This is a genomic window from Devosia sp. Leaf64 (assembly GCF_001421945.1).
Lineage (GTDB): Bacteria > Pseudomonadota > Alphaproteobacteria > Rhizobiales > Devosiaceae > Devosia.
In genome coordinates this window covers 51,596-59,243 of the sequence record NZ_LMLO01000007.1, presented here as the reverse complement: position 1 = coordinate 59,243, position 7,648 = coordinate 51,596, and the positions used below count along the sequence as shown (strand labels likewise).

10 protein-coding genes are annotated in these 7,648 nt (G+C 62.0%); 6 read left to right on the top strand and 4 right to left on the bottom strand.

Annotation, left to right across the window (positions count from 1 at the left end):
• Window positions 1–27 precede the first annotated feature (27 nt).
• Both ASE94_RS05155 and ASE94_RS05150 read right to left on the bottom strand, forming a co-directional pair.
• Window positions 28–438: a response regulator gene (locus ASE94_RS05155; RefSeq protein WP_061908194.1), complete on the bottom strand. Its 411-nt coding sequence runs from the start codon at window positions 436–438 to the stop codon at window positions 28–30.
• A gap of 102 nt (window positions 439–540) precedes the next feature.
• The gene (locus ASE94_RS05150; RefSeq protein WP_062629485.1) at window positions 541–1,605 is read right to left on the bottom strand and encodes a zinc-ribbon domain-containing protein; all 1,065 of its coding nucleotides are present in this window, start codon (window positions 1,603–1,605) and stop codon (window positions 541–543) included.
• A 221-nt stretch (window positions 1,606–1,826) separates the two neighbouring features.
• Here ASE94_RS05150 and ASE94_RS05145 point away from each other — a divergent pair, with 221 nt between their 5' ends.
• From ASE94_RS05145 to ASE94_RS05130, 4 genes are all read left to right on the top strand, one after another.
• Window positions 1,827–2,489 carry an ATP-binding cassette domain-containing protein gene (locus ASE94_RS05145; protein ID WP_061908196.1) on the top strand — a complete coding sequence of 221 codons (663 nt, stop codon included), beginning with the start codon at window positions 1,827–1,829 and terminating at the stop codon, window positions 2,487–2,489.
• The gene (locus ASE94_RS05140; RefSeq protein ID WP_062629484.1) at window positions 2,482–3,411 is read left to right on the top strand and encodes an FtsX-like permease family protein; all 930 of its coding nucleotides are present in this window, start codon (window positions 2,482–2,484) and stop codon (window positions 3,409–3,411) included. The genes ASE94_RS05145 and ASE94_RS05140 overlap by 8 nt, the downstream gene beginning before the upstream one ends.
• Window positions 3,412–3,700: 289 nt before the next feature.
• On the top strand, window positions 3,701–4,516 hold the full coding sequence (locus tag ASE94_RS05135; RefSeq protein ID WP_062629483.1) for a lysophospholipid acyltransferase family protein: 816 nt from the start codon (window positions 3,701–3,703) through the stop codon (window positions 4,514–4,516).
• Window positions 4,517–4,622: 106 nt separating this feature from the next.
• A complete protein-coding gene (locus tag ASE94_RS05130) occupies window positions 4,623–4,970 on the top strand; it encodes a hypothetical protein (RefSeq protein WP_061908199.1) in 348 nt (115 codons plus the stop codon).
• On the opposite strand, the gene ASE94_RS05125 is transcribed toward ASE94_RS05130, so the two are convergent.
• Window positions 4,958–5,515: a gamma-glutamylcyclotransferase gene (locus ASE94_RS05125; protein ID WP_348270954.1), complete on the bottom strand. Its 558-nt coding sequence runs from the start codon at window positions 5,513–5,515 to the stop codon at window positions 4,958–4,960. The genes ASE94_RS05130 and ASE94_RS05125 overlap by 13 nt on opposite strands.
• A 265-nt stretch (window positions 5,516–5,780) precedes the next feature.
• Here ASE94_RS05125 and ASE94_RS05120 point away from each other — a divergent pair, with 265 nt between their 5' ends.
• Complete coding sequence (locus tag ASE94_RS05120) at window positions 5,781–6,752, top strand: DUF2125 domain-containing protein (protein WP_062629481.1); 972 nt, start codon at window positions 5,781–5,783, stop codon at window positions 6,750–6,752.
• A 16-nt stretch (window positions 6,753–6,768) separates the two neighbouring features.
• On the opposite strand, the gene ASE94_RS05115 is transcribed toward ASE94_RS05120, so the two are convergent.
• The gene (locus ASE94_RS05115; protein ID WP_082460953.1) at window positions 6,769–7,170 is read right to left on the bottom strand and encodes a hypothetical protein; all 402 of its coding nucleotides are present in this window, start codon (window positions 7,168–7,170) and stop codon (window positions 6,769–6,771) included.
• 193 nt (window positions 7,171–7,363) lie between these two features.
• Between ASE94_RS05115 and rpmF the strand changes: the two genes are divergently transcribed.
• Window positions 7,364–7,543 carry a 50S ribosomal protein L32 gene (gene rpmF, locus ASE94_RS05110; protein ID WP_061908829.1) on the top strand — a complete coding sequence of 60 codons (180 nt, stop codon included), beginning with the start codon at window positions 7,364–7,366 and terminating at the stop codon, window positions 7,541–7,543.
• Window positions 7,544–7,648 lie beyond the last annotated feature (105 nt).

Below are 7,648 nucleotides of genomic sequence, written 5' to 3'. Positions count from 1 at the left end.
GGGGGGGGGGGGGGGGGGCCTTCGCCCCTACTCTTCCCGCGCCTGCCGGGCCAGCGAAACCACCTCGACCGGCCGCCCCTCAAGCGCGTCCTCGACCTTGGCCAGCAACTCCGCCAGTGTAAACGGCTTCACGATCACATCGTAAACCAGCGCCTCGAGCCCATGCGCCCGCTCGCGTTGATCGGCAAATCCGGTCATCAAGACAATCGTCACCTCGGGAAACGACGAGCCGACCTGCAGCGCCAGCGCGATCCCGTCCATCACTGGCATCTTGATGTCCGAAAGCAGGAGGTCGAACTTGCCCTCCTCTGCTTCCATGGTCTCGGCAGCGAGGCCACCATCTTCTTCGGCGACGACCTCGTGCCCCTTCATCGTCAGCGCGCTGACCACGAAGGCGCGGACGGAGGGATCATCTTCAGCGACAAGAATGCGGGCCATATGTCGTCTCCGGGCAAACGGCACTTGGGCCGCTGCAAGGCTAGAACCAGTTCTGGGGTGAAGAACCGGCGTTAGAATGCATTGAATATAGGAACGATCCCGTCAGTGGTGAACCGCCGGGGCTTCGGCTTCAACAGGCGTTTCTGCCGCACCATGCTCTGGCTCAGGCGCATCGTGGCCGGCGGGTCCCGCCTCGGCTTCCGCGCCATGGGCTTCGGCAACTGCCGGCTCGCCATGGCCTTCTGCAGCGGCAACCTCCGGCGCACCGTGTTCAGCCGGCACACTATGGCCATCGCTGGCTGGGCTCGGCGGCACACCGGCCGGCTGCGTGGCTTCACCGCCATTGATGGCAGTACGTCCGCCCGCAAAACTCAAGCGCACCCGTGTCGCCTCGACGGGCGGCAGCGGCAGGCGCGTATCGAATGTCGCGCGCTCGCCCGCCATCAGATCGCGAATACGCGGCGCGACGCTCCACTCATAAACCGTGTGCCCCGTGCTATCGAGGAGGCTCACCAATACTGGCGGTACCGAAACCGGGTTGGGCATCAGCCCCACGATCTGTCCCGAAACCACCAGCACTTCCTTGCCTTCGCTGAGGCTGCGTGTCGATTGCAGATCCGACAGCTCGAGCCCAACGACGTTCACGCCCAGCCCGACGGCCTGGTAAATGCCCGCAAGATCAGGATTGCGCTCGACGATCTGGACGCGCCCGAAATAGCCAAGCCCCAGAATACCAACCAAGGTGACTGCGCCGGCGATCCTTGCCGTCCGTCGCATACGCGCCAGCGGCATGCTGGCGGCCATGGCGACCTGGCGGCGCGACAGTTTTTTCTGCCGCTCGCGCACTTCGGCCGCTGATTCCCGTTTTTTCGCCGGGCGCGGCTCCACAGGATCGAGAGGATCGGCCGGACGCGGCGCGTCTTCGACGGCGGTTTTTTCTTCCGCCTCGATCGCAGCGTCGAGCGCCTCTTCGCTCATATTGTCGAAAAGCCGGTCCGATTCCGGCTCGGATTTTGGCACCAGTCGCAGATCCGGCCCCGGCGGAGGCAGCGCCGGCTGCTGCCAGGATTGCCGGCAACTGGCGCACTGCACCTTACGACCAGCCGAGCCGATGGCCTCGAAGGTCACCTGGTATTTCGTCTGGCAATTGGGGCAGGTAATGATCATCTAAACCGGCGCAACCATATTGGGCTTGCACTGACCCTAGCCTGCCGCGGGTTAATACTCCTCAAACCGGCAAGAAGCTGAGGCAAGAACACAAAACTGCCGCTTTCCCCCGTCCATAGCGGGTGCGATGCCGCAGACCCGGCACGACGCTGCTATGATGGCGCGGTCTCTGATTCGCGTGTTGCGGCAAGACCACCGGACGAGCTGGGGAGCACCCGTTCTTGATCGAATTTTCCGATGTCGGCCTTCGCTATGGCAATGGTCCCGAAATCCTGAGTGATCTGACCTTTTCCATCGAGCCCGGCTCGTTTCATTTTTTGACCGGCCCGTCGGGCTCGGGCAAGACCAGCCTCCTCAGGCTTTTGCTCCTGGCGCTCAAACCGAGCCGCGGCAAGGTCACCATGCTCAATGAGGATGTAGGCACCCTCGATCGCGATAGCCTCCTCCAGATGCGCCGCCATATCGGCATCGTCTTCCAGGAATTCCGGCTCCTCGATCACCTGACGACTTTTGAAAATGTCGCTCTGCCGCTCCGCGTCCTCGGCCAGCCGGAAAGCGAATATCGGCCAAACGTCACCGAACTTCTCGAATGGGTCGGCCTCGGCGAGCGCATGCATGCGCTCCCCACCGTTCTTTCGGGCGGCGAAAAGCAGCGCGCCGCCATCGCCCGCGCCGTTATCGCCCGGCCAAAAATTCTGCTCGCGGACGAGCCCACCGGCAATGTCGATCCTGATCTTTCAAGCCGCCTCGTTCATCTCTTTGCAGAGCTCAACCGCACGCTGGGGATGACGATCATTCTCGCTACCCACGAATTGCCGCTGCTCGATCGCTTTTCCTATCCGCGCATGGTGCTCAACAAGGGGACGCTGACCATCCATGATTAGGCAATTGGTGGCGCGCCTGACGCGCCGTAGCGCTGGCGCACCCATCGTCCCCAAACACAGCGTCGCCGGCCGCACGCTCCTTATGCTCATCACCATCATGAGCTTTTTGTCCGCCGTCACGCTCGGGGGCGTCGTCCTCGTGCAAAAATCGGCGATCGCCTGGTCCGCCGATGTCGGGCGCGAAATGACCATCCAGATCCGCCCGGTCGAGGGCGAGGTGATGGAAAGCAATCTGCGCACCGCCGTGTCCCTCGCGCAAGCAACGCCCGGCGTCGCCGGTGCGCGCGCCCTCAGCCTTGAAGAAAGCCAGGCCCTGCTCGAGCCCTGGCTCGGCGCGGGTCTCGATCTCTCCGCCATTGCCGTGCCACGTCTCATCGTCGTGCAATTGGGCGATCCGGTCGACGCCGATATCGATCAGCTCCAGCGCAATCTTCAGGCCATCAAGGGCGCAAGCCTTGATACGCACGCTGCATGGCGCCAGCAGCTCAACACCATGGCCGGCACAGTCGTCATTTCCGGTCTGCTGGTTCTCGGGCTCATCGGCGTCGCGACCGTCCTCGCCATTATCTTTGCGACGCGCGGCGCCATGGCCACCAATCGCGAGATCGTCGACGTCCTTCACTTCATCGGCGCCTCCAACAAGTTCATCGCCGGAGAATTCCAGGGCCGCTTCCTCACCATCGGTCTACAGGGCGGGCTTCTCGGCGCGCTCCTCGGCACGCTGTTCTTCATCCTCATCGGCACCGCTGCCGGTTCGGTGCTCCCCACAGAGGCGACGACCCAGGTCGGTTTCATCTTCGGCAATTTCGTCCTCGGCATCGATGGCACCATTTTCGTCATCCTCGTCATTCCGGTCATCGCCGTCCTGACCGCCGTCACCTCCCGCATGACCGTCCGCCGCTACCTCAGCGAAGCCTCTTAGTCATCGCACTTAACGGTCGCTGCAGAGCCCCCTCATCCGGCCCTTCGGGCCACCTTCTCCCCGAGAGGGAGAAGAATAGCCCAGCGCGCCCTTCCTATTCCTCTCCCTCTCGGGGAGACTTGGAAGCGCCCGGAAATCGCTCCAGTGGAGCGATTTCAGCGAACAAGGCCCGGAAGGGCAGGCTAGGCGAAGCGCAGGTCGGTGAGGGGGATCTTCCAAAACCCCAAAAAAGCCCCCCTCGTCATGTCGCCCCTATCCCGCTAAGGATAAGCCGACGCCAGGAGCACGCATGCCACTGAGAATAGCCATCCAGGCGATCCGCACGGGTCTCTTCTATTTCGTCTTCATCGGCCAGACGGCGATCATTGCCATCATCATCGGCATTGTCGGCCTGATTGCAGGCCCCACCCGCTTCACCTGGGCTTTGGCGCGCTATTGGTGCTGGTCGAACGTCCAGTTGCTGCGCGGCATCACCGGGCTCCACACCAAGGTCACCGGCGCCGAAAATATCCCACCCGGCGGCTGCATCATTGCGAGCAAGCACCAGTCCGATTGGGACGTCTTTGCTATTTTCCCCTATACCGGCCGCCCTGCTTACATCGTCAAGCAGGAGCTGATGAACATTCCCTTCTTCGGCTGGGCCGCGCGTTCGCTCGATTGTATCGCGGTCGATCGCAAGAAGGGCGCCGAAGCGATCCCGGCCATGATGCGCGGCGCCCGTGACGCCATCAATCGCGGCTGCCGCATCGTCATCTTCCCCGAAGGCACCCGCAAGGCGCCACTTTCGGCTCCCACCTATCGCCAGGGCATCGTCCGGATGTATGGCGAGCTCAATGTGCCGGTAGTCCCCGTGGCGCTCAATTCAGGCCTCTTCTGGGGTCGCAATTCGCTCATCATCTGGCCAGGCCTTGCCCAAGCCGAGATCATGCCGCCGATCGAAGCTGGGCTTGCTCCCGACGTTTTTGCCGAGCGGCTGCGCCAAGCCATCGAGCCGCGCTCGGATGCATTGGCGCTCGCTGCCGTCGATAAAGGCCTCGTTCGCCCGATCGATTCCGAACTTGCCGAGCGGATTGCTGCTGCCCGACAGCGCACTTCCGCATCTTGACCCTCTAGAGCCACCCGCTACTAGATGTAGTAGGAGTGAAAACGCCGCTTGACTGATTCGCGGTATTTGTTCTAATTTTGTTCTACTCCGTGCAGGGAGGGACAGGATGCTTTCTTGGATCGAGGCGGGTTTCGAACCGCCACTTCGCCATAAGAAGACCAGCCAGTGGCTCGGCCTGTCCGGCCATGCCTATGCTCTGGAACATGAGAATCTGGGGGACTTTGTTCTCAACGGCGCCGATCTCTATCTGATCGCGCGCGGCAACAGCGTTCTCTGGGTCGGCTGCGGTCTCGATCTCATTGCCGAACCCGCCATTCGCCTGCGCTTTCGCAAAGCCATGAACCGCGCCGATGGTGTGTTCCGCCTCGCCCGCCCCATGCTGGACGATGGCCGGCTCTCGGTCATTGCAGATCTAGAAGGCGCCGTGCCCGCAAGGATCGATCAGGCCGCCTGACTCGTCGCTTCATTGGCTTCGAGCCGCCGCGCCAGATCCATCAGCACCCGATCATGAATGCCGAGGCTTTCAAGATGCCGTGCGGTGTTGATGACATAGTCGACATTCCGCCCCGAAATCCCGACACCGACCTTCACCATGGCCAGTTGCGCGTCGAGATCGAGATTGCCGGCAAACTGCTCGTGGGTCTCGTCGACGATAAAGGTCAGCGCTGAAACCCGTCGCCCATCGTCGAGCACGACCGGCCGGATCACGTCGCGATAGACCATCGTCACCTGCTCGCGTTCTTCGAGATAGGCGCGAACGTCAGCCCAGTTTTCGTCGGCCACCTCGAACACCATGCCGCGCACGGAACCGCCCCGCGTGAGGCCGAAAACCAGACCCGGTTGTTCCTTGGTGCCCCGGTGATGGTGCGAAATGATCGAGAGCGAGCGATGCGCCCCCTTGAGGCGCCCGATCTGGGTTGAAACGAACGGAAAGCCCGGGTTCCAGATCAACGAACCATAGCCAAACACCCAGTGGCTTGCTGCAGTCGTTTCCGTCATCACCATCTCCGCTTCAGTCCCACACCCACCTTCACGGCGGTGCACAAACTTAATCCCGGCCTCGCCCCGGCCACAACCATGGGGCAGATAATCTGATGCCAACAAAGGCGGTCTCAAGGCGACCCGCTTTTGCATTTTGCCAATCCCGTAGCATGCCGCCCGAAATGGCCTTGGGTTCAGGATGACGACATGCGGAAAACAAAGAGCTAAAGCGCGCGATGCGAATCTCGGAGATCGCGACGCGCTTTGGAGATAAAACCGACCCATGAAGAATCGAATCATCGCCCTTGGCGCCGTCATCCTGCTCGTCATCGCCGCCGTCGCTGGCGCCTGGTATTATTTTGCCGGCCAGTTGCGGCAGCAAATCGAGCTCCTCGCCTTTGCCGATGGCGAGACGTCCCCGCGCCTCACCTGCGCCAATCTCGGCGTCAGCGGCTTCCCTTTCGCCTTCGATGTCGATTGCACCGATGCCGTCGTCACGACGGGCGATGTCATGATCAAGGTTCCCGGCCTTCGCGCCAGCGCCATGGTCTATGAACTCAATCATTTCCTCGGCTCGGCCAAGGGCCCAGCGGAAATCTCCGATGCCTTTACCGGCCAACGCTCCGCGGTGTCCTGGACGGCCCTTGAAGGCAGCCTCCGGCTGACCGACAACCGCATCGCGCGCCTTTCCCTGATTGGCGACGACATTGGCTGGAACGATCTGTTGCTCGGCGACACGCTCCTCGCGCGGACCAAGCATGCCGAATTCCACCTTCTCGACATGCCCGAGGCGCACAATGCCGAGCGCAATCTTTCCGCGCTCGCGCTTTACATGCGCGCCGATGCTCTCGAATTGCCCGCTGCGACGCTGACCAACACGGCCGTCGAAGTCGAAGCTGAACTCACCGGCATTCCCGACGATTATTCGACCATTGGCCTCACGCCGATCCTCCCCACCTGGCAGCAGGCCGGCGGCGAACTCAAGATCGTCTCGGTCAAGATGACCGATGACACCGCCGATCTCAATGCCAGCGGCAACCTCGCCCTTGGCCCTACCGGTCTCGTCGATGGCACCATCAACATCGATTCCCAGGGCGTTGCCGAACGCATCGGCCCCATGATCGAAGAACCCTGGCGCACCCTCGTCCTCGGCGTCCCCGGCGCCGACGGCCGCCACACCAACCAACTCAACTTCCGCGCCGGCACGCTCTCCTCCGGCCTCCTCCCCATCACAACCCTGCCGCCGCTGTTCTAGAAATCCTGCCGGCGCCTCAAACAAGCGGCGCCGGCCATTCATGTTCAGGCAAAAGCTCGCGGAGGGTCATCGACCTATCCCGCCCCAGCACGACCTCCGCATCGAGATTGTCCGATGCAATCTGCCGCATGAATTCTCGGCACACGCCGCATGGCGGCAGGACATGAATTTGGCCTGTGTCCTTATTGCGCCAAACCGCCACGACCTTCGTAAAACGATACTGCCCCGCCGTAATCATCGCGGCCAACGCACTCCGCTCGGCACAAAGCCCCCAACTGGTCGTATCGACGCAAACGCCTGCAAACACGCCCCCATCTTCAGCCACGACGATCGACGCGACATCCCCATGCACGCGGCCATCGACCCAATGTGGCTTCAGCAGTGCCACCGCCCGCGAGATCACCTCGTCATGAGTCACTTTCAGCTCCTTACGGCTTGCGCTAGAATTGACGACAAAGGGCGCCACAACAACCACGCCCCCGCCCACCGAATCCCTCAAAGCCCGTGTTGCCAAAGGCGGGCAACTATTCTATAGAGCCCCCAATCCCAACAGAGACGTGTCTCTGGGCCGCTTTCGGCGGCGCAACGATTTTGAATTCGGAGTACCGACCATGGCAGTGCCAAAACGAAAGACCTCGCCGATGAAGCGCGGCTTCCGCCGCTCGGCCGACGCGATTGCAAACCCCACCTATGTCGAAGACAAGGATTCGGGTGAGCTGCGTCGTCCGCATCACGTCGACCTCAAGACCGGCATGTATCGCGGTCGTCAGATCCTCGCCGTCAAGAGCTAAGCCTTAGGGCTGGCGACGCGAATGCGCGCGACCTGAAATGATGTATTGGCCGATCCTTGCAAGAGGGTCGGCCTTTTTGTTTTGTCCAAGGGACCGCCGACAAGA

What these genes read in the sequence shown, in the direction of transcription:
- ASE94_RS05155 (WP_061908194.1), bottom strand. Translation starts at nt 438, where the DNA reads ATGGCCCGCATTCTTGTCGCTGAAGATGATCCCTCCGTCCGCGCCTTC.
- ASE94_RS05150 (WP_062629485.1), bottom strand. Translation starts at nt 1,605, where the DNA reads ATGATCATTACCTGCCCCAATTGCCAGACGAAATACCAGGTGACCTTC.
- ASE94_RS05140 (WP_062629484.1), top strand. Translation starts at nt 2,482, where the DNA reads ATGATTAGGCAATTGGTGGCGCGCCTGACGCGCCGTAGCGCTGGCGCA.
- ASE94_RS05135 (WP_062629483.1), top strand. Translation starts at nt 3,701, where the DNA reads ATGCCACTGAGAATAGCCATCCAGGCGATCCGCACGGGTCTCTTCTAT.
- ASE94_RS05130 (WP_061908199.1), top strand. Translation starts at nt 4,623, where the DNA reads ATGCTTTCTTGGATCGAGGCGGGTTTCGAACCGCCACTTCGCCATAAG.
- ASE94_RS05125 (WP_348270954.1), bottom strand. Translation starts at nt 5,515, where the DNA reads ATGACGGAAACGACTGCAGCAAGCCACTGGGTGTTTGGCTATGGTTCG.
- ASE94_RS05120 (WP_062629481.1), top strand. Translation starts at nt 5,781, where the DNA reads ATGAAGAATCGAATCATCGCCCTTGGCGCCGTCATCCTGCTCGTCATC.
- rpmF (WP_061908829.1), top strand. Translation starts at nt 7,364, where the DNA reads ATGGCAGTGCCAAAACGAAAGACCTCGCCGATGAAGCGCGGCTTCCGC.